At 73.7% G+C, this 20,820-nt stretch carries 15 protein-coding genes; 12 read left to right on the top strand and 3 right to left on the bottom strand.

Going from position 1 to position 20,820, the window contains the following annotated elements:
* The first annotated feature begins 78 nt into the window (after positions 1-78).
* On the top strand, positions 79-387 hold the full coding sequence (locus tag IMZ35_RS04845) for a hypothetical protein (protein ID WP_199439722.1): 309 nt from the start codon (positions 79-81) through the stop codon (positions 385-387).
* 14 nt (positions 388-401) lie between these two features.
* Here the strand turns inward: IMZ35_RS04845 and IMZ35_RS04840 are convergent, their stop codons facing one another.
* The 3 genes from IMZ35_RS04840 to IMZ35_RS04830 form a co-directional block, all read right to left on the bottom strand.
* Entirely contained in the window at positions 402-1,121 is a 720-nt protein-coding gene (locus tag IMZ35_RS04840) for a spermidine synthase family protein (protein WP_307867765.1), read from the bottom strand.
* Between the two features lie 541 nt (positions 1,122-1,662).
* Positions 1,663-2,013 carry a PRC-barrel domain-containing protein gene (locus IMZ35_RS04835; protein WP_199439721.1) on the bottom strand — a complete coding sequence of 117 codons (351 nt, stop codon included), beginning with the start codon at positions 2,011-2,013 and terminating at the stop codon, positions 1,663-1,665.
* A gap of 88 nt (positions 2,014-2,101) precedes the next feature.
* Positions 2,102-2,506 carry an ATP-binding protein gene (locus IMZ35_RS04830; protein WP_199439720.1) on the bottom strand — a complete coding sequence of 135 codons (405 nt, stop codon included), beginning with the start codon at positions 2,504-2,506 and terminating at the stop codon, positions 2,102-2,104.
* Between the two features lie 188 nt (positions 2,507-2,694).
* Here IMZ35_RS04830 and IMZ35_RS04825 point away from each other — a divergent pair, with 188 nt between their 5' ends.
* The 11 genes from IMZ35_RS04825 (at position 2,695) to IMZ35_RS04775 (ending at position 20,820) form a co-directional block, all read left to right on the top strand.
* On the top strand, positions 2,695-4,548 hold the full coding sequence (locus IMZ35_RS04825) for a SpoIIE family protein phosphatase (protein ID WP_199439719.1): 1,854 nt from the start codon (positions 2,695-2,697) through the stop codon (positions 4,546-4,548).
* 77 nt (positions 4,549-4,625) lie between these two features.
* A complete protein-coding gene (locus IMZ35_RS04820; protein WP_199439718.1) occupies positions 4,626-5,828 on the top strand; it encodes an ROK family protein in 1,203 nt (400 codons plus the stop codon).
* A gap of 260 nt (positions 5,829-6,088) precedes the next feature.
* The gene (locus IMZ35_RS04815; RefSeq protein WP_199439717.1) at positions 6,089-7,333 is read left to right on the top strand and encodes an ROK family transcriptional regulator; all 1,245 of its coding nucleotides are present in this window, start codon (positions 6,089-6,091) and stop codon (positions 7,331-7,333) included.
* 71 nt (positions 7,334-7,404) lie between these two features.
* Positions 7,405-8,922: a sugar ABC transporter ATP-binding protein gene (locus IMZ35_RS04810; protein WP_199440276.1), complete on the top strand. Its 1,518-nt coding sequence runs from the start codon at positions 7,405-7,407 to the stop codon at positions 8,920-8,922.
* Positions 8,919-9,962, top strand: a complete 1,044-nt coding sequence (locus IMZ35_RS04805) for an ABC transporter permease (RefSeq protein WP_438816824.1) — start codon at positions 8,919-8,921, stop codon at positions 9,960-9,962. The genes IMZ35_RS04810 and IMZ35_RS04805 overlap by 4 nt, the downstream gene beginning before the upstream one ends.
* A gap of 103 nt (positions 9,963-10,065) precedes the next feature.
* Entirely contained in the window at positions 10,066-11,115 is a 1,050-nt protein-coding gene (locus IMZ35_RS04800; protein ID WP_199439716.1) for a substrate-binding domain-containing protein, read from the top strand.
* A 62-nt stretch (positions 11,116-11,177) separates the two neighbouring features.
* Entirely contained in the window at positions 11,178-12,326 is a 1,149-nt protein-coding gene (locus IMZ35_RS04795; protein WP_229370739.1) for a Gfo/Idh/MocA family protein, read from the top strand.
* 162 nt (positions 12,327-12,488) lie between these two features.
* The gene (locus tag IMZ35_RS04790; RefSeq protein ID WP_199439715.1) at positions 12,489-17,291 is read left to right on the top strand and encodes a ThuA domain-containing protein; all 4,803 of its coding nucleotides are present in this window, start codon (positions 12,489-12,491) and stop codon (positions 17,289-17,291) included.
* An 81-nt stretch (positions 17,292-17,372) separates the two neighbouring features.
* Positions 17,373-18,539 (top strand): inositol-3-phosphate synthase, encoded by a 1,167-nt coding sequence (locus IMZ35_RS04785; protein WP_199439714.1) that lies wholly within the window; start codon positions 17,373-17,375, stop codon positions 18,537-18,539.
* Positions 18,536-19,390, top strand: a complete 855-nt coding sequence (locus tag IMZ35_RS04780; protein WP_199439713.1) for an SCO3242 family prenyltransferase — start codon at positions 18,536-18,538, stop codon at positions 19,388-19,390. Before IMZ35_RS04785 ends, IMZ35_RS04780 begins: the two co-directional genes overlap by 4 nt.
* Positions 19,387-20,820 carry an EboA domain-containing protein gene (locus IMZ35_RS04775; RefSeq protein ID WP_199439712.1) on the top strand — a complete coding sequence of 478 codons (1,434 nt, stop codon included), beginning with the start codon at positions 19,387-19,389 and terminating at the stop codon, positions 20,818-20,820. The genes IMZ35_RS04780 and IMZ35_RS04775 overlap by 4 nt, the downstream gene beginning before the upstream one ends.

The following is a 20,820-nucleotide window of genomic DNA, read 5'->3' as shown; positions in this document are numbered from 1 at the left end:
GCCGGGAACCGGCGCGCTCGGGTCCGTGTCGGCGCGGATCGGAGGTGTGACCTGCTGCGGGAGAGCGACCTGAGAGAGGTGTTCGACGCGCTGCGCGCGGGGGAGCCCGAGCTGCGGTGCACCGCGGCCGACGTCGTCCGCGCCGGTGGACGGGTCCGCCGGCGCCGTCGTGCCCTCGCCGTCGCCGGGACCGGGCTCACCACGGCCGCCGTCGTCCTGGCGGTCGCGCTGCTGCCCCGCGGGCACGGCGGCGGTCCGGCGGGTCCGGCCGGTCCCCGCACCGCGGGCACGACGACGACCGGACCCGTGCCGCCGGAGACCCTCCCGATGGACAGGTCGCCGGTGGACACGTCGCCCGCGGGAGTGCTGACCTCGCCGGGCGCCTGACCGGGCGGACCCGGTCAGGCCGGGGGAGTCCGGGCGAGGTAGACGGTGTTGGTGGACTCGCGGCCCTGGAGCGGGTTGGCGAAGCTGATCACCTCTGCCCGGACACCGGTGAAGCACCGCGCGAGCGTGGCGATGAAGTCCTCGTCCGGCGGGTCGTTCGACCAGAGCGCGAACACCCCGCCGGGATGAAGGCTGTGCGCCAGCCGCCGCAGTCCCTCCACCTCGTAGAAGTCGGCGTGATCGGGGTGCAGCACGTGCCGCGGCGAGTGGTCGACGTCGAGGACGACGGCGTGGAACCGGCGCTCGGGCGCGACGTCCGCGAGTGCCGAGTCGCGGACCAGGGCGAAGAAGTCGCCTCGCACGAACGTGCAACGGGGGTCCGCGGTGAGCGTGGACCCGGCGGGGACCAGGCCCTGCTCGTGCCACTCGATCACCTCGCCGAGAGCCTCGACCACGGCCAGCGACCGCACACCGGGGTTCTCCAGCACCGCCAGCGCGGTGTACCCGAGGCCGAGCCCGCCGACGGCCACGTCCAGCGCGGTCCCGCTCAGCTCCGCGAGGGCGAGCCGCGCCAGCTCGATCTCGGCGACGGTGAACATGCTCGACATGAGGAACTCGGCGCCCAGCTTGATCTCGTACACGTCCTCGTCGACGGCCGGGTCCCTCCGGCGGCGCAGGACGAGTTCTCCCATGGGGGTCGGACGCCAGTCGAGCTCCTGGAAGCGCGCGCTCACCCGTTCGGCCTCACGTGTGCGGTCATCCGCGCAGGGTACCGACCCGGACCCGGTCACGCGGGCGGAGCGAGCCGCCCGAAGCCGGTGGCGCCCTCGAAGGCGTGCGCGGCGTACAGCACGGCGAGGTCCGCGAGGTGACCGCCGACGATCGGGAGTCCCGCGGGCAGCACCTGCGTCGCCGCGGTGGCCGAACACCTCGTCCTCGTCGGGGGTGACGACGGCGTTGACCACCGGGTTCACCCGCCCGACGCGCGCGAGGTGCTAGTCGAGCACCTCGCGCGCGGTCGTCCCCACCCCGCCTCGTCGGCACGGCTCGAACCTCGCCACCACGGGCGCGTGGTGGCGACCCCCGTTCCGCGGCGTGCGCCGGGCTCGTCGTCCTCCGGGCTCGTCGTCCTCCGGGCTCGTCGTCCTCCGGGCTCGTCGTCCTCCGGGGACGGAACGGGTTCTCCGGTCCTCACGTGGCGACGACGACCGCAGCGCGACCCGGTGCGCACCACCCCCGCGACGGCCGCTGGCGCGTCTGGTCCGGTGTGGACCGTCAGACGCTGGTGCTGCCGGCGGTGTCGTCGACGGGCTGTTCGGCGTAGTGCTCGGCGAGCCGTCGCTGCTCGGCGGGGTCGAGCCGGCCAGAGGGCTCGATCGACGGGGCGTCCTTCACGTGGTCCTTGGAGTACGGCGTCTGGATCTCGCCGTCCTCGTCCAGCCGCAGACCCCGCACCGGCAGGAAGGACTCGCGCAGGCCGAACAGACCCGTGTTCACGGTCACCCACCGCGGCCGCTCGTCGTGCTCGCCGATCCACGCCTGACCGAGCTTGCCGATCTTGAAGCCGTCGGGGTCGTACACGACCCGGCCGGTCAGGTCGTCGGAGTGCTGCTCGTGCTCGCTCATGTCCGGGCCCTCTCCGCTCCTGGGCGCGCTCCTCGGCGCGCGCACTCCCGGTGTTCCCCGCAGACGGCGGGCCGACACACCGGCCGGATCAGGGCACGGCGGGCAGGCGTGCCCAGACCGTCTTGCGACCGGGGTGCTGCCGCACGCCCCAGGAGGTGCTCATCGTCTCCACCATCAGCAGCCCGCGACCCCGGAAGTCCCCGAGGGTGGACAGGCCGGGACGTGGCAGCGCGTCGGGGCTCGCGTCGTCGACCTCGACGTCCACCACCGGCTCGTCCGACCGGCGGATCAGCCGCAGCGACCGCGGTCCCTCGGCGTGCTCGCAGGCGTTCGCCGCCAGTTCGGTGACCACCAGCTCCGCGTCGGCCACGACGTCCGAGTGCAGGTCGGCGAGCAGATCGCGCACCCAGGCGCGCAGTTCGGAGAGGCGTGGGTCCTCCGGACTTCCGATGTCGAAGTCGTGCTGGTTCTGCTCGGTCTCAGCGGTGTCCACGTCTCTCCTCGGATGGTGCCGCTCCTCCCGACGACCGAGCGGCACCGAGGAGGTACCCGCTCCCGGCCCGGAACACACCTCGCGCCGCACGACCGCGTGATCGGCGGTGGTGTGCGGAGATCCTCGCAGGGCTACCGTGGGGCGACGCCGACCCACCGCGGGATCGTGCCTCACGGGACGGAGTTCGGGTGCCGGGAGAGTCGCCCCCAGGGGCCTCCGCGGGCGAGCGGTCCGCCACGGCCGGGGTCCTGCACGATCCGGCGCGCGTCACCGCGGTGCGCGAGAGCGGGCTGAGCGCTGCCCCGGACGAGTCGATGGACCGCTTCGCCGGGATGGCGCGGCGGCAGCTGGGCGTGTCCGCGGCACTGGTGACGCTCGTCGAGCCGGACCACCAGGTGCTCCCCGGCGCGCGGGGCCTGGCCGAACCCTGGGCGACCTCGCGCCGGACCCCGCTGTCGCACTCGCCGTGCTCGCACGTCGTGGCGACCGGGCGACCGCTGGCGGTGGCCGACGTCCGCGCCGACCCGGAGCTGCGCGGCGGCCTCGCGGTTCCCGGCCTCGGAGTCGTCGCCTACGCCGGGACGCCGCTCACCGACAGCGGAGGCCACGTGCTGGGCGCGCTGTGCGCGATCGACCCCGAGCCGCGGGACTGGACGCGCGACGACCTGGACGCGCTGGGCGACGTCGCCGCCGCGTGCTCGGCCGAGCTGCGGCTGCGCGTCGCCGCCCGGCAGGCCGAGCACGAGCGCGGACGCAGCCGCGAGCTGTCGGTGCTGGTCGAGCTGGCCTTCGCCCGCAGCCAGCTGCTGCTGACCGCGGCGCAGGCGCTCAACACGACGCTGAGCGTGGAGCAGATCCGCCACGAGGTCAGCGAACTGGTCTCCGGCGAGCTGAAGCCCGCGCACGTCGGCCTGCTCGTCGTGGAGAACGGACGGCTGAGACAGGTCGCCGACCCGCGCGCGTCGCGCGGCGGCGACGGCGGGTTCGGCGGCAGCGGGTTCGGCGCGGCGCTGCCGACGGCCGTCGCCGCGAGGGAGCACCGGACGATCTGGCACGAGGACCGGGAGAGCTTCGCCGCCGAGTTCCCGCCGGACGTCGTGCGTCTCCTCGTGGCCCTGGGCCTGCACGCGCTGGTCTGCGCGCCGGTGACGGGGTCGCGCGACCTGCTGGGCGTCCTGGTGTTCGGCTGGGACACCCCGCGCCGGATCGACTCCGCCGAGCGCGCCGTGATCACCACCATCGCCGCGTACACCGCGCGGGCGCTGGAACGCGCCCGCTACGTCGAGCAGCGCGAGGGCGTGGCGCGTCTGATGCAGGAGGCCCTGCTCACCGACCTGCCCGAGATCGAGGGCCTGGAGCTGGCGGCGTGCTACCTGCCCGCCGCCGCGGAGGAGACCGTCGGCGGCGACTGGTACGACGCGGTGTCCGTGCCGTACCCCGGCCAGCCCGGTGAGCGGGCGCTGGCGGTGACCGTCGGCGACATCACCGGTCACGACGTGCACGCGACCACGATGATGAGCCAGGTGCGCAGCATGCTGCGGCAGGCCGCCTGGTGCACGCCCGGCGAGCCGCCGTCGACGATCGTGGAGGCGCTGGAGGAGGCACTCGCCGGAATCCCGGTCGCCGCGCACGGCACCCTGCTGCACGCCCACCTGCTGCCGCACGGCGACGGATCGGGCCGGTGGACCCTGTGCTTCAGCAACGCCGGGCACCCGCCGCCCGTGCTGATCCACCCGGACGGCAGCACCGGCACGAGCACCGGGCACGACATGCTCTTCGGCTTTCCCGAGCTGCGCGAGCACCGGCGTGCCGACCACCTCGTCGTCCTCGAACCCGGCACGACGGTCTTCCTGCACACGGACGGTCTCGTGGAGCGGCGCGGCACGGACCTCGACGAGGCCACCGCCGGACTGCGCCTGCTGCTGCAGGAGCTGGCCGGGCTGCCGACGAGACAGATCGTGGACGTGGCGGTGAGCACCCTCGTGGGGGCGGGGCACGACGACGACGTGGTCGTGCTCGCCATCGGCGTGCCCAGAACCTGATCGGCGCACCCGCCTCGCGTGTCCGTGCGCGACACGCGGCACACTGGACGTCGATCAGTGCGAGGAAGGGCGGCTCGATGAGCGCAGCGGGCACGTCTCGGCGACCGCGGGTCGGATCGCGCCACCAGGCGGAGCTGCTGGCCCTGCTGCGGGACGAGGGCGCGATCTCCAGGGTGGCGCTGGGCGAGCGCGTGGGGTTGCCGCGCGCCAAGCTGACCGCCGAGCTGGGCAAGCTCGTCGACTGCGGGCTCGCCGAGGTCGGCGGCCCGGCGGCCAGTCGCGGGGGACGGCGCTCCACGCTGGTCCACCTCGCCGACGACCTGCGGCTGCTGGGCGCGGCCGTGGGCGCGACCTCGATCACGGTCGCCGTCACAGACGGACGCTGCGAGGTGCTGGCCCACGAGAGCGAGGAGTGCGACGTCCGGCAGGGCCCCGTCGCGGTCCTCGGCCGGGTCGTCGCGCTGGCCGACCGGGTGCTCGCGCAGGCTCCGGGACGGTTGATCGGCGCGGGCATCGGGTTGCCGGGACCGGTGAGCTTCCGCGACGGCATGCCGGTCGCGCCGCCGATCATGCCGGGCTGGGACCGCTACCCGGTGCGCGACGAGCTGGCGGGCAAGTGGAGCTGCCCGGTCACGGTCGACAACGACGTGAACGTCATGGCGCTGGGGGAGCGGCACGCCGGAGTGGCGCGTTCCCTGGACGACCTGATCTTCGTCAAGGTCGGCACGGGCATCGGGTGCGGCATCGTGCTCGGCGGCCGGGTGTACCGGGGCGTCGCCGGGACCGCGGGCGACATCGGTCACATCCGGCTCGACGACTTCGGGCCCGCCTGCGCGTGCGGCGAGGTCGGGTGCCTGGAGGCGTACTTCGGCGGTGCCGCGCTGGCCCGCGAGGCGCTGACCCTGGCGCGCAGCGGCCGGTCGACGCTGCTCGCCGCCGCGCTGGAGGCCAGGGGAGCGCTCACCGCGGAGGACGTCGGCGCCGCGGCCGGTGCGGGCGACTTCGCCGCGGCCAGCCTGGTGCGCGAGGGCGGCCGCAGGCTCGGTCAGGTCGTCGCGTCCCTGGTCAGCTTCCTCAACCCCGGCATGGTCGTGATCGGCGGCGGCGTGTCCCGGCTGGGGCACTCGCTGCTGGCCGAGGTGCGCGGCGCGGTCTACCGGCGTTCGCTGCCGCTGGCCACCGGCAACCTGCCCATCGTGCTGTCCGAGCTCGGCGACCTGGCCGGTGTCACGGGTGCGGCGTGGTCGGCGACGGACCGGGCGTTCTCCACCGTCGGCTGAGCCGCTCAGTGGTCACCGTCGGCTGAGCCGCGCGGCCTCCTTCCGCACACCCCCCAGCGGCTCCCGCACGTCCTCGTGCGGGCGCTCCGTGTCGCCGAAGTTTCGACTGATCTTTACCAACTTTTGCATGTTTTATACAAAAGTACCCCCGACTTCTTGCTCTGATTGGCGTATTGCGTCGAGTGCGGGTCGTAGTTCAGGCTCCATTGTGAGCTGAGACACCGTCATTCGATCGGCTCCTCAACGAAGTGGAGCAGTCCGTGCTGAGCAGTACCAGCCCGGCGGACCGCAGTGGTCTGCGTCGTGCCAACCTCGCCCTCCTCGTGCGCACCGTGCGCGAGCACGGCCGGGTCTCGCGAGCCCAGCTCGCGGTGCACTCCGGGCTGTCCAAGGCCACGGTCTCCTCCCTCGTCACCGAGCTGGCGCAGCGCGGGCTCGTGCGCAGCGCGGGCACCACGGCCGGTGGGCAGGGCAGGCCGGGCGAGCTCGTCGAGCTGCGTCCCGCCGCGGCGTCGGGCATCGGGCTGGACGTGCACGTCGAGCACGTCAGCGCGACCGCGGTCGACCTCACCGGCGACGTGCTGCACACCGAGCGCGTCCCCCTCGACGTCGCGTCGCTGGGGCCGGAGCGTGCGCTCGACGAACTCGCAGCCGTGGCCGACCGGGTGCTCGCCGCGGTCGAGGCGCGCGGCGGCTGGGTGAGCGGTGCGACCGTCGCGGTCCCCGGCCTGGTCGACACCGGCACCGGAATCGTCCGCACCGCCCCGCGGCTGCGCTGGCGCGAGGTCACCGTGCTCGACGGCCTCGCCGCGCGCACCGGCCTGCCGCTGGAGTTCTTCGGCATCGACAACGACGCGAACCTCGCTGCGACCGCGGAGATCGACGCCGGTCCGGCGAACTCGCCGCAGGACTTCGTCCACCTGACCGGTGACCACGGCGTCGGCGGCGGACTCGTCTGCGGTGGCGTGCTGGTGCGCGGCGCGCTGGGCCACGCCGGCGAGGTCGGCCACATGTCGCTGGACCCGCTCGGGCGCAGGTGCTCCTGCGGCCGTCGCGGCTGCTGGGAGACGCGGGTCGGGCTCGGCGCGCTGCTGCACGCGTGCTCCACGCCCGACGACCCGGTGCGCGACCCGGCGCTGCACCCCGACGAGCGGATGGCGATCGTGCGGGCGAGGGCCGAGGCCGGCGACCGGCGGACGCTCGACGCGCTGCACCAGATCGGCGTCGCGCTCGGCTCCGGGATCGCCGTCCTGGTCAACCTGCTCAACCCGGCGGTGGTGGTGCTCGGCGGCTACTTCGCGGCACTGCCCGAGTGGCTGGTGGACCCGATCCGGACCGAGGTCGCCGCGGGCGTGCTCGCCGACGGGGCGGGCGGCGCCACCGTCGTCGCGTCCCGGCTCGGCTTCCGCGCCTCGTCGATCGGCGGCGCGGTCCACGCGCTGAGCCGCGTGCTGGACGACCCGACCGTCGTGCCGATCGAGGACAACGAGGAGGCTCCGGCATGAGCCAGCGAGAACCGAGCCCGCACACCGCCGACCCGGTGGCCCACGGCACCGGCGGCGAGCCGCTGCTGGTGATGAGCGGCATCGTGAAGACCTTCCCCGGCGTCCGCGCGCTGGACGGCGTGGACCTGCGGGTCGAGGCGGGGGAGGTGCACTGCCTGCTCGGCCAGAACGGCGCCGGGAAGTCCACCCTGATCAAGGTCCTGGCGGGCGCGCACCAGCCCGACCACGGCGAGATCCGCTGGCACGGCCGGCCCACGACGCTGTCCTCCCCGGTGACGGCGCTGCGGCTCGGCGTCGCCACGATGTACCAGGAGCTGGACCTCGTGCCGGGCCTGTCGGTCGCGGAGAACATCTTCCTCGGCCACGAGAAGTCCCGCTTCGGGTTCAGCCGCCGCGGTGCGGCCAGGGCCGAGGCGGCGGCGCTGATGCGGCGGCTCGGCCACCCCGAGATCCGGCCCGAGCGCGAGGTCGGCCTGCTGTCGGCCGCCGGGCAGCAGCTCGTGTCGATGGCGCGGGCGCTGGCCCACGACGCGCGGCTCATCGTGATGGACGAGCCCACGGCGGCGCTGGCCTCCGACGAGGTGGACAACCTCTTCCGCATCGTCGCCGAGCTGGCCGCCGACGGCGTGTCCGTGGTCTACATCTCCCACCGGCTGGAGGAGATCCGCCGCATCGGCAGCCGCGTCACCGTCCTCAAGGACGGCCGCACGGTCGCCTCGGGGCTGCCCGCCGACACGCCGACCTCCGAGCTGGTCGACCTCGTGTCCGGCCGCGAGGTGCGGACGGTGTTCCCGGAGCGGGAGGCGTCCACGGCCGACCGGTCGGTGGAGGTGCTGCGCGTGCAGGGCCTGACGCGCCGCGGCGAGTTCTCCGACGTGAGCTTCACCGTGCACGCCGGGGAGATCCTCGGCATCGCGGGCCTCGTCGGCGCCGGGCGCAGCGAGATCCTGGAGACCGTGTTCGGCGCCCGCAAGCCCGACTCCGGCAGCGTGTCGGTCGACGGGACGCGGCTCAGGCCCGGCAGCGTCGCGGCGGCCGTGCGCGCGGGGATCGGGCTCGCACCGGAGGAGCGCAAGAGCCAGGGCCTGCTGCTCGAACTCCCGGTGGCGCACAACGTGACCCTGGCGAGCCTGGGCAAGTACAGCTCCTTCGGGTTCACCGACCGGGCGCGGGAGATGCGCGACTCGCGCACCACCCTGGAGCGGCTGGACCTGCGCCCGGCCGATCCGCGCCGCCTCGTCGGCACGTTCTCCGGCGGCAACCAGCAGAAGGCCGTCGTGGCGCGCTGGCTCGTGCGCGGCTGCCGGGTGCTGCTGCTCGACGAGCCCACCAGGGGCGTGGACGTCGGCGCGCGCGCCGAGCTGTACCGGCTGATCCACGAGCTGGCGGCGGACGGCGTGGCCGTCGTCCTCGTCTCCAGCGAGGTACCCGAGGTGCTCGGCCTCGCGGACCGCGTGCTGGTCCTGCGCGAGGGGGAGGTGCTCGCCGACCGACCGGCGAGCGACCTCACCGAGGCGGCCGTTCTCGACATCGTGATGGAAGGCAGCGCCGCGACCGAGCTCGGTGGCGTGGCAGAGGAGGCGTCGTGACCCAGAAGTCCTCGATCCCGGTGCTCACCGCCGACACCGGCGACCACCAGGCCGCCCGGCCCGCCCCGCCGGGCGAGCGCGACCGGCGGCGCGGCGGGTTCCCCTTCGACGTGCGGCTCGCCGGCCTCGTCGGCGTGCTGGTGGTGCTGTGCCTGGTCGGGTACGTCACCCGGCCCGACAGCTTCCTCACCGAGGCCAACATCTCCACGATGCTGCGGCTGGCCGCCGCCATCGGCGTGGTCAGCGTCGGCATGACGTTCGTGATCATCAGCGGCGGCATCGACCTGTCGGTCGGCTCGATGGTGGCGCTGTGCAGCGTGTGGATGACCACGCTCGCCACCCAGTCCTTCGGGCCGTTCGTCATGGTGCTGTGCGGGCTGGCCGTGGGCCTGGGCTGCGGTCTGATCAACGGGGTGCTGATCTCCTACGGCAAGATCGTGCCGTTCATCGCCACCCTCGCGATGTACGCCTCGGCCAGGGGACTGGCCGAACGGCTGTCCGGGCGGCGCACGCAGGTCGTCTCCGAGACCGGCTTCACCACCTTCTTCCGCGGCGACCTGCTCGGCGTCCCCGTCCTGATCTGGATGCTGGCGCTGGTGTTCGCGATCGGCTGGACCGTGCTCAACCGCACCACCTTCGGTCGCCGCACCTTCGCCGTCGGCGGCAACGCCGAGGCGGCACGCCTCGCGGGCATCGACGTCAAGCGGCACACCGCGATCGTCTACGGCATCGCCGGTCTGTGCTGCGGCATCGCCGCGATCATGGTCGTCGCCCGCACCACCTCCGGCGCCTCCACCAACGGCCTGTTCTACGAGCTGGACGCCATCGCCGCGGTCGTCATCGGCGGCACGCTGCTCACCGGCGGACGGGGCAGCCTGGTCGGCACCCTCGTCGGCGTCCTGATCTTCACCGTGCTGAACAGCATCTTCACCCAGAACAACCTCGACACCGACATCCAGAACATCGCCAAGGGCGTGATCATCGTCGCCGCCGTGCTGCTCCAGAGCACCCGGTTGCGCCGCCGCGTCCGGGCGACCTGACGCACAGCCGCACCGCTCGACGCACGGCGACCCGACGCGCGCCCACCGGACGCGCGGCCGTCCGTCACCGCTTCCACCCGCACCCACACCGCTGGAGTTCGCCATGCCATCACTCGACCGCCGCCGCTTCCTCTGGGGAACCACCGCCGTCGGTGCCACCGCCGTCCTCGCGGGCTGCACCTCCAACGAGTCGCCGAACGCCGGCGCCACCAACGCCGTCGCGGGCGGGACCGGCGCCAACAGCGCGCCGGGCAAGCAGGTGACCATCGGGTTCTCCGCTCCCGCCGCCGACCACGGCTGGATGGCGGCCATGACGAAGAACGCCCGCGCCCAGGCGGAGCAGTTCTCCGACGTGACGCTGAGGACCACCGAGGGCACCAACGACGTCAACCAGCAGATCGGCCAGGTCGAGACGCTGATCAACGACAAGGTCGACGTGCTGGTGATCCTGCCCTTCGACGGCAGCGCGCTCACCGAGGTCGGTCGGCAGGCCACCGACGCGGGCATCCAGGTCGTCAACGTCGACCGGATCTTCGACACGCCGCTGGCCTACCGGGCCTGGATCGGCGGCGACAACTACCGCATGGGCGTCAACGCGGGCAACTACATCGCCGACCAGATGAAGGCCAAGAACATCTCGAACCCGGTCATCGGCGAGGTCGCCGGGATCGACTCGCTGCCGCTGACGCAGCAGCGCAGCCAGGGGTTCAAGGACGCGCTGGCCCGCAGCGGCTTCTCCGTCGGCCCGCGGGTGTCCGCGCAGTTCACCCCGGAGTCGGGAGAGCAGCAGACCTCGAACCTGCTCCAGGGCGCGAGCAAGCTCGACGCGCTGTGGAACCACGACGACGACCAGGGCATCGGCGTGCTGGCCGCGATCGAGGGCGCGGGACGCAGCGAGTTCATCATGGTCGGCGGCGCGGGATCGCGGAACATGATGGACCTGATCAAGGCCGACAGCGGCGTGGTCAAGGCGACCGTCCTCTACAGCCCCTCGATGGCGTCCTCCGCCATCGCGCTGGCCCGGATGCTGGGGCAGGCCAAGGGCATCTCCGACCTCGCCGAGCACGAGATCCCCGCGCTGATCACCACGTACTCGGCGGTCGTGCACAAGGAGAACGTGGACTCCTACCTCGACGTGGGCTTCGACTCGTGACCCGGCCCCCGCGGGGGGACACGGGTGGAGCGCAGCGCACGAGCGACGAAGGGCCGGTAGGGATGAGCGACAACCGCGGTGAGATCGGCGTCGGCATGGTGGGGCACGCCTTCATGGGTGCCGTGCACTCCCAGGCGTGGCGCAACGCGCACCGCTTCTTCGACCTGCCGCTGGTGCCGCGGCTGGCGGTGCTGGGCGGACGGGACGAGACCCGGGCGAAGGAGGCGGCGGCGAAGTTCGGCTGGGCCGCCGTCGAGACGGACTGGGCGGCCCTGGTGCGGCGCGACGACGTGCAGCTGGTGGACATCTGCACGCCGGGCGACTCGCACTGCGACATCGCCGTGGCCGCGCTGGAGGCGGGCAAGCACGTGCTGTGCGAGAAGCCGCTGGCCAACTCGGTGGCCGAGGCGGAGCGGATGACCGCGGCGGCCGAGGCGGCCGCCGCGCGGGGCGTGCGGTCGATGGTGGCGTTCAACTACCGGCGCGTGCCCGCGCTGGCGCTGGCCCGCCGCCTCGTCGCGGAGGGCAGGCTCGGCACCGTCAGGCACGTCCGCGCGGTGTACCTCCAGGACTGGCTGTCCGACCCGGAGTCGCCGATGACGTGGCGGCTGCGGCGCGACCGGGCGGGGTCGGGGTCGCTGGGCGACCTCGGCGCGCACATCGTGGACGCCGCGCAGTTCGTCACCGGCGACCTGGTCACGGGCGTGTCGGCGCTGACCGAGACGTTCGTGCGGTCCCGCCCGACGGGCGACGGCGGGACGGACGAGGTCACCGTCGACGACGCGGCGCTGTTCCTGGCCCGCTTCGCCGGTGGCGCGATCGGCAGCTTCGAGGCGACCCGCTACGCGCTGGGCCGCAAGAACGCCATGCGCCTGGAGGTCAACGGCTCGCGCGGCAGCCTGGCCTTCGACTTCGAGTCCATGAACGAGCTGAGCTTCTTCGACGGCGACGACCCCGCCGACGCGGCGGGCTTCCGCCGCGTGCTGGTCACCGAGGCCGACCACCCCTACGTCGGCGGGTGGTGGCCGCCCGGTCACCTGCTCGGCTACGAGCACACCTTCGTCCACGAGGTCGTCGACCTCGTGAACGCCGTCGGGGCCGGGACCGATCCGGCGCCGAGCTTCGCCGACGGGCTCCGCGTGCAGCGGGTCCTCGCGGCGGTGGAGGACAGCGCGGCGGCGAACGCCGCCTGGCAGCAGATCCCGGCCTGACCGGGACGGAGCACGAGACGGGACGGCACCGGTCCGGCGGACGGTCCGGAACGGTGCCGCGGCACGAGAGGAGATCACCCGCCCTTTCACGGTCCCCAGTTCGGTGCGAACGAGGAGAGAACATCCGTGCGTGGTAAGCGAAGCAGTGAGCTCGATGCGCAGTTGCGACCACCTTCACCGACGGCGAGGCGACTCGGCGTCGCAGCCCTGGCCCTGCTGACCGGTGTCGGCACAGGGCTCGTCACCGCAGCCGCTCCGGCGGCGGCTCACCCGGACGGTGAGCACGTCCTGGTCTTCTCCAAGACCGCCGGGTTCCGGCACGACTCCATCCCCGAGGGCATCGCCGCGATCCAGGCCCTGGGCGCGGCGAACGCGTTCTCCGTGGAGGCCACCGAGGACGCGGGGGCCTTCACCGACGCGAACCTCGACCGGTTCGACGCCGTGGTGTGGCTGTCGACCACCGGCGACGTGCTGAACGACCAGCAGCAGGCCGCGTTCGAGCGGTTCGTGCAGGACGGCGGCGGTTACGCGGGCGTGCACGCCGCGGCCGACACCGAGTACACCTGGCCCTGGTACGGCGAGCTGGTGGGCTCCTACTTCAAGTCCCACCCGGCCATCCAGGAGGCCGACGTCCTGGTGGAGGACCACGACCACCCCTCCACGGCCACCCTGCCGGAGACCTGGACCCGCACCGACGAGTGGTACAGCTACCAGAGCAACCCGCGCGAGGACGTGCACGTGCTGGCCGCGCTGGACGAGACCAGCTACACCCCCACCGATCCCGCCGGTGATCACCCGATCGTGTGGTGCCACCCGCAGGGCGAGGGCCGCTCCTGGTACACCGGCATGGGCCACACGAAGGAGTCCTACGCGGACCCGGCGTTCCGGGCGCACCTGCTCGGCGGGATCAAGTACGCCGCGGGCGCCGTCGCGGCCGACTGCGAGCCGCAGGACACCGCGCCGGACGAGCCGCCGACCGACGCGGACTTCGACCAGATCACCCTGGCGCTGGGCGAGGAGAAGACCGGTGAGCCCATCGCGCTCGCCGTCCTCCCCGACCGCAGGGTCCTGCACACCTCCCGCGACGGCCGCGTGTGGCTGACCACCCCCGAGGCGACCACCTCGCTGGCCGGGCAGATCCCCGTCTACAACCACGACGAGGACGGCCTGCAGGGCATCGCGGTCGACCCGGACTTCGCGACCAACAAGTGGGTGTACCTCTACTACGCACCGCCGCTGAACACCCCGGCCGGTGACGCGCCGGAGAACGGCACGCCCGCCGACTTCGAGCGGTTCAGGGGCCACAACCAGCTCTCGCGGTTCACCCTGTCCGACAACGGCACGCTGGACCTGGCGAGCGAGCAGCGGATCTTGCAGGTACCGGCCGACCGGGGACTGTGCTGCCACGCGGGCGGTGAGATCGACTTCGACGCGCAGGGCAACCTGCTGCTGTCCACGGGCGACGACACCAACCCGTTCGCCTCGGACGGCTACACGCCGATCGACGAGCGCGCCGACCGCAACCCCGCGTTCGACGCCCGCCGCTCCTCGGCCAACACCAACGACCTGCGCGGCAAGATCATCCGCATCGCGGTCGCCGAGGACGGCTCCTACACCGTGCCCGCGGGCAACCTGTTCGCGCCCGGCACCGAGAAGACCCGTCCCGAGATCTACGCGATGGGCTTCCGCAACCCGTTCCGGTTCGCCGTGGACAAGAAGACCGGGTGGATCCACCTGGGCGACTACGGCCCCGACGCCGGTTCGGCCAACCCGAACCGCGGACCGGGCGGCACCGTCGAGTTCAACCTCGTCAAGGAGCCGGGCAACTACGGCTGGCCGCTGTGCGTCGGGGACAACCAGGCGTACAACGACTACGACTTCGCCACGGGCGCGTCCGGCGCGAAGTTCGACTGCGCCGCCCCGCGCAACGACAGCCCGCACAACACCGGCCTGGTGGACCTGCCGCCCGTGCAGCCCGCCTGGATCCCCTACGACGGCGGTTCCGTGCCGGAGTTCGGCACCGGCGGCGAGTCCCCGATGGGCGGGCCGACCTACGACTTCGACCCGGACCTGAACTCGGTGACGAAGTTCCCGGCGTACTTCGACGGCAAGAACTTCGCCTACGAGTGGGACCGCGGCTGGATCAAGACGATCGACGTCGGCGAGAACGGCGAGCGCGGCGCGATCACCCCGTTCTTCGACTCGATGACGCTGACCAGGCCGATGAACCTGGAGTTCGGGCCGGACGGCTCGCTGTACGTGCTCGACTACGGCAGCGGCTACTTCGGCGGCGCCGCCGACTCGGCGGTCTACCGGATCGACTACACGCAGGGCAACCACACGCCGGTGGCGAAGCTCGCCGCCGACAAGACGTCCGGCCCCGCGCCGCTGACGGTGAACTTCGACCCCGCCGGCACCACCGACGAGGACGGTCCCGAGCTGAGCTGGGCCTGGGACTTCGACGGTGACGGCACCACCGACTCCACGCAGGCCGGGCCGGTGAGCCACACCTACGACACCGTCGGCCAGTACAGCGCGAAGCTGTCGGTGACCGACCCGACCGGGCTCACCGGCTCGGCCAGCGTCGTGATCAACGTCGGCAACACCGCGCCGGTCGTGGTGCTCAACACCCCGGCCGACGGCTCGGTGTTCAGCTTCGGCGACCAGGTGCCGTTCTCGGTGACGGTGACCGACCCGGAGGACACGCCGATCGACTGCTCGAAGGTCGTCGTGGAGTACATCCTCGGCCACGACAGCCACGGCCACCCGCTCAGCCGGGCCACCGGCTGCGAGGGCACCATCCCCACCCCGGCCGACGGCGGTCACGGCGCGGACGCCAACGTGTTCGGCGTCATCAACGCCACCTACACCGACGGCGGCGGCCAGGGCGCCCCGGCGCTCACCGGCTCCGACGAGGCGGTGCTCCAGCCCAAGCACAAGCAGGCCGAGTTCTACACCGGCGCGCAGGGCGCGCGGGCGCTGGAGCGCGACACCGCCGAGGGCCGCAAGCGGGTCGGCGAGATCGAGAACGGCGACTGGGTCAAGTACGGCCCGGTGAACCTCGCCGGGGTGACCGGGATCGGCTACCGCGTCTCCTCGGGCGGTTCCGGTGGCACGATCGAGGTGCGCGTCGACGCGCCGAACGGTCCGCTGGTGCAGTCGGTGCCGGTGGCGAACACCGGTGGCTGGGACAACTACGTCGACCTCGCGCCGACGCCCGTCACCGACCCCGGCGGCACGCACGAGCTGTACCTGGTCTTCACGGGCGGCGCGGGCAGCCTGTTCGACGTGGACGCGCTGCACTTCAGCACCGACCCGGTCGAGACGCCGACGTGCGAGCCGGTCGTGCCGGAGGAGGGCTACCGCAGCCTCTACGACGGCACCGCCGCGAGCCTGGAGACGTGGAACCAGGCCGGTCCGGGACGCTTCGCGCACCAGCCCGACTGCTCCGTCCGCACCGAGGGCGGCATGGGTCTGCTGTGGCACGAGGGCGAACTGGGCTCCTACAGCCTGAAGCTCGACTGGAAGCTCGCCGGTGACGACAACTCCGGTGTCTTCATCGGGTTCCCCGACCCCGGCGACGACCCGTGGGTCGCGGTGGACAACGGCTACGAGATCCAGATCGACCCGACCGACGCCGCCGACCGCACCACCGGCTCGGTGTACTCCTTCCAGTCCGCCGACCTCGCGGCGCGCGACGCGGCGCTGAAGCCGGCCGGCCAGTGGAACGCCTACGAGATCGTGGTGACCGGGCAGCGCATCCAGGTGCTGCTGAACGGGACGCTGGTGAACGACTACACCAGCACCGACCCGGCGCGCGACCTCACGCGGGGCCACATCGGCCTGCAGAACCACGGCGACGGCGACGACGTCTGGTTCCGCAACGTGCGCGTCAAGGACCTCGACGTGGTGGCGCCGGTGACGACGGCCACGACGAGCACCCAGCCGGGCAGCTCCGGCTGGTACACGGCGGCACCGGTGTCGGTGCAGCTGTCGGCCACCGACGCGGACGGCGCGGTCGCGGGCACGGAGTACCGGCTCGACGGCGGGAACTGGACCGCCTACACCGAGGCGGTCGTGGTGACCGGCGACGGCAGGCACGTCGTGGAGTACCGCTCCACCGACGTCGCGGGCAACGTGGAGCAGGCCACGTCGCTGGAGATCAAGCTCGACGGCACCGCCCCGGTCACGTCCGCCGAGTTCGCCGCACCCGGCGAGAGCGGCTGGCACACCGGGGACGTGGCCGTGGTGCTGACCGCCGCGGACCCGGCCTCCGGGGTGGCCCGCACGGAGCACCGGCTCGACGGCGGCCCGTGGACGGCCTACAGCGGCCCGGTCGCGGTGTCCGGCGACGGCACCCACACCCTGCTGCACCGGTCGGTGGACGTCGCGGGCAACACCGAGGTGGAGCGCGCGGCGACGATCGAGATCGACGGCACCTCGCCGACGCTGCTCGTCTCGGGCGTCGCGAACGACCGGGTGTACGGCGACGCGACCGACGTGGTCGTGTCGTGGCAGGCCGGTGACGCCACCTCCGGCGTCGGCGCGGTCACCGCGACCCTGGGTCAGCGCACGCTGACCTCCGGCGTGGCGGTGGCGCTGCACGAGCTGCCCCTGGGCGTGCACGAGCTGCGGGTGTCCGCGACCGACGTCGCGGGCAACACCACCACCAGGACGGTGCCGTTCGCGGTCACCACGTCGCTGCGGGACGTGTCCCAGCTGCTCGACCGGTTCAAGGCGACCAACCGGCTGTCGCGGGCGTCCCACGACGCCCTGACCAAGCAGCTCGCCAAGGCCCGCACGGCCGAGGCGGCGGGCAAGGACCACAGGGCGGTCCAGGAGCTCCAGCGGTTCCGCACCCTCGCGTCCGGTGTTCCGGACACGGGCGTGCGCGCCGTGCTCGTCCGCGACGCGGACGCGGTGATCACCGTGCTGAACGGGGAGATCGCGCTGCACCGCGAGTAGGGCACCAGCGGGACGGGCGGGCGCGGCGACCCCGCGCCCGCCCGTCCCGGCACCACCAACCTCTCCTGAAGGGCGGTAGTGATGACGGACCAGCGGACCGGACTGTGGTTGATCGGGGCGCGCGGATCGGTGGCGACGACGGCGGTGAGCGGACTGCTCGCGCTGCGGGCCGGGCTCGCGCCGCCCACCGGTTGCGTCACCGCCAGAGTGGAACTGGCGGACGTGGACCTGCCGTCGTGGGACGACCTCGTCGTCGGCGGCCACGACGTCGTGACGACGCCCCTGGAGAAGCGTGCCGAACAGCTCGCGCACGCCGGTGTCCTGCCGCACCACCTGCTGCCCTCGCTGGCCGGCGGGCTGCGCGCGGCCGACGCCGAGATCCGCGAGGGCTACCACCCGGCCACCCACCGGGGAGCGCAGGCGGTGGCGGCGGAGCGGCTGACCGCCGACCTGGTGTCCTTCCGGGAGCGGCACGACCTGGCCCGCGTCGTCGTGGTCAACGTGTCCTCCACCGAACCGCCGGTGCCGCACCTGCCCGAGCACGACGACCTCGCGCTGCTGGAGGTGGCGCTGGCCGACCCCGAGCGCGCCGTGCTGCCGCCCAGCTCGCTGACGGCGTACGCGGCGCTGCGGGCGGGCTGCCCGTTCGTCGACTTCACCCCGTCCACCGGTGTCGCGCTGCCCGTGCTGCACCGGCTCGCCGAGGACCTCGGCCTGCCCTACGCCGGGCGGGACGGCAAGACCGGTGAGACGCTGCTGCGCACCGTCCTCGCCCCCATGTTCACCGCGCGCGGCCTGCGGGTGCGCTCGTGGTCGGGCACCAACCTGCTCGGCGGTGGCGACGGCGCGACCCTGGAGGACCCCGAGCACGCCGCCAGCAAGCTGGAGTCCAAGGCCCGCGGCCTGGCCGCGCTGCTCGGCGAGCCCGTCGCCGCGCCCCTGCACATCGACAACGTCCCCGACCTGGGCGAGACCAAGACCGCGTGGGACCACGTGTCGTTCGAGGGCTTCCTCGGCGCGCGGATGAGCCTCCAGTTCACCTGGACCGGCCTGGACTCCTCGCTGGCCGCGCCGCTCGTGCTCGACCTGGGCCGGCTCGTGGCCGCCGCGCACGCCGACGGGCAGTCCGGCCCGCTGGGCGCGCTGGCGTTCTTCTTCAAGGACCCCCTCGGCCACGACGAGCACCGCTTCGCCGAGCAGACCCGCGAGCTGCACGCCTGGGCGCGCGAACTGGGGAGGGGCGCGTGAGGGCCTACGTCGAACTCGTCCGCGCCCCCGCCGCGCTCACCGTCCTCGGCGACACCGTCGCCGGTGCCGCGGCGGCGGGGAACCCGCTGCGCGGCCGCCGCGTGCTGCTGCCGCTGTCCTCGGCCGCCCTGTACTGGTCTGGCATGGCCCTCAACGACTGGGCCGATCGCGACCTCGACGCGGTGGAGCGCCCCGAGCGGCCCGTGCCGTCGGGGAGGATCTCCCCGCGCCGCGCGCTGATCGTGGCCACCGGGCTCAGCGCCACCGGCCTGGGGCTCGCCGCGTGGGCGGGTGGCCGGGACGCGCTGCGCGTCGCCGTGCCGCTCGCCCTCGCCGTGTGGTCCTACGACACCGTCCTGAAGAACACCCCGGCCGGACCGGTGGGCATGGCGGCCTGCCGGGCGCTGGACGTGCTGCTCGGCGCGGGCGCCGCCGGATCGCGGAGCGCGCTGCCCGCCGCGGCGGCCGTCGCGGGGCACACCCTCGGCGTGACGGCGCTGTCGCGCGGCGAGGTGCACGGCACGTCGGCGTCGACGGCCCGCACCGCCCTCGGCGGCACGGCGCTCAGCGCCCTGGCCGCCGTCGCCGGGCCGTCTGCGTCCCGGCGGGACCGGCTCGCCGGGCTCGTCGCCGCCGCGGGCTACGTCGTCACCGTCGGCCGCCCCCAGCTCGCCGCCGTGCGGGCGCCCGACGCGGCGTCCGTGCGGACCGCGACGAAGGCGGGCGTCCACGGCATGGTGCCGCTCCAGTCGGCGCTGGCCGCGCGAGCCGGATCGCTCGCCGGTGCCGCCGCCGTGGCCCTGGCGCTGCCGCTCGCGCGGCGGCTGAGCCGGAAGGTGAGCCCGACGTGACCTTCCACCTCGGCTACGGCACCAACGGCTTCAGCAACCACCGCCTGGACGACGCCCTCGACGTCATCGCCGGGCTCGGCTACACCTCCGTGGCGCTGACCCTGGACCACCACCACCTCGACCCGTTCGCCGACGACCTGCCCGCACGGGTGGCGCACGTCGCCGCCAGGCTCGACCGGCTCGGCCTGCGCTGCGTCGTGGAGACCGGCGCGCGGTTCCTGCTCGACCCCCGGCGCAAGCACCACCCGACGCTCGTCGACGAGGCGCACGACGTGCGGGTGGACTTCCTGCTCCGCGCGGTGCGCGTCGCCGCGGAGCTGAACGCCGACTGCGTGTCGTTCTGGTCCGGCATCAAGCCCGCGGAGGTCCCGCGGGAGGAGGCGTGGCGGCGGATGCGCTCCGGCGTGGCCGCCGTCCTGGAGGGCGCCACCCCGCTGGGCGTGACGCTCGGCCTGGAACCCGAACCGGGCATGTTCGTGCAGCACCTCACGCAGGCGCTGCGGTTGCGCGAGGAGCTCGGGTCGCCCGAGCTGCTCGGCATCACCCTGGACGTCGGGCACTGCGTGGCCGTCGAACCCGACGACGCGGCGACCTGCGTGCGCCGCGCCGGTGGCCTGCTGGTCAACGTGCAGCTCGACGACATGCGGCCCGGGGTGCACGAGCACCTGGAGTTCGGCGAGGGCGAGCTGGACCTGCGCGGCACGCTCGCCGCGCTCGCCGCCGTCGGCTACGCGGGCGTCGCCGCCGTCGAACTGCCCCGGCACAGCCACGCCGCCCCGGACGTGGCCGGCCGGGCGTTCGACGCGCTGCGCGCGGCGATGCCCGACGAACCGGCCCGCCCCCGCCACCCGTGGCTGGCCGACGCCCAGCGCGCCGTGCGCCGCGACCCCGTCCAGATCGGCCGGCTGTTCCCGGCGGCGGGCCGCCGCGTCGGCCGGACCGCCGCCCGGCCCGACGACGACCCGCGGGGCCTCGTGCACGGCACCCTGGACGACTCCGCCCGCGCCGAACTGCTCGGCGCGCTCGCCACCGTGCTCGACGACGACGCGCTGTCCGCGGAGCTGCTCGCGCTCTACCGGCACGGCGACGACGCCGAGAAGCGCGGCGTGCTGCGCGGCCTGGCGCTGGTGGGGAACCGGGCGGTGGACGCGGGCCTGGAGATCGTCCGGGACGCGCTGCGCACCAACGACGTCCGTCTCGTCGCCGCCGCGCTCGGCCCGTTCGCCGCCGAGCACCTCGACCAGCACGGCTGGCGGCACGGCGTGCTCAAGTGCCTGTTCACCGGAGTGCCGCTGGCCGCGGTGGCCGGGCTGGAGCGGCGCACCGACGACGAGCTGCGGCGCATGGTCGCCGACTACACCGCCGAACGCACCGCAGCGGGCCGCGACGTGCCCGCCGACGCGGCCCGACTGCTCGGAAGGGGGATGTGA

This window comes from Umezawaea beigongshangensis (assembly GCF_016464305.1).
Classification (GTDB): Bacteria; Actinomycetota; Actinomycetes; order Mycobacteriales; family Pseudonocardiaceae; genus Umezawaea_A; species Umezawaea_A beigongshangensis.
The sequence above is the reverse complement of the archived record's forward strand: the minus strand, read 5'-3'. Positions and strand labels throughout refer to the sequence as shown.